The 729-nt window shown below is 45.8% G+C and carries 1 pseudogene; it reads right to left on the bottom strand.

The features are described 5' to 3' along the window. Positions 1 to 20: 20 nt before the first annotated feature. Positions 21 to 729: pseudogene (locus ACM0OZ_RS49125) on the bottom strand (hypothetical protein); the annotation flags it as partial.

The raw sequence follows: 729 nt of genomic DNA, 5'->3' as shown, positions 1-729 counted from the left end.
CTTTAATCTCGTTGCTCAATCTACGGCGACGGAATGTGTTTCTTAAGAGGTAACCAAAGGTCGTGAGAATGTAACGTTCCATTGGCTGCTCCATTTTGGGTTCTGAACAAGACTTGGGACCAAAATGTCGTGTCCAGTTGAGCCAATGCTCGACATTGCAAAGGATATCCAGGACACTGCGCTCTGGCAGGCGTTGCAGGATAGCTGCTTAAGATTGCTGCTGCCCCATCAGGTTTTTCTTGGGCAGAGATGCGTTTCAGTACAGGCTCCCCATCCTTGCTGATGGTAACCTGCTTACCATCAGAACAGATTTGGTCTACGGATTCTGCCGTTTGAGTGAGCAAACGTTGCAAATACTGGACAAAATCTTCTGAATTTGAGGGAATGCCAAGTTCATAGCAATATTCTTCCATCATTGGTTTACACTCATCCCAAGTGAGCAACTCCTGACGGAAATCTGCATAGTTTTCTGACCCTTCCACACAAGCATCCCCCGTCTTTAACTCCAGTGCCAAGTATGTGAAAACGCAAATCTCTAGTTGTTGGCGAACCAAAACTTCAGTATCGTCTTGGCGTTTGACTACCAACCGCCGCCATTTATCACTGATAAAACTTAAATCAATACTGAAAGGCAACCACTTACCGCGTCGATGTTCCTGCTCAAGCACAAAAGTTAGGTGTAGGAGCCAGCAATAAGAAACGCTTCGACCAGCAATAAGGATCATTCTG

This window comes from Scytonema sp. PCC 10023 (assembly GCF_963920835.1).
GTDB lineage: Bacteria > Cyanobacteriota > Cyanobacteriia > Cyanobacteriales > Nostocaceae > Kalymmatonema.
The sequence above is the reverse complement of the archived record's forward strand: the minus strand, read 5'-3'. Positions and strand labels throughout refer to the sequence as shown.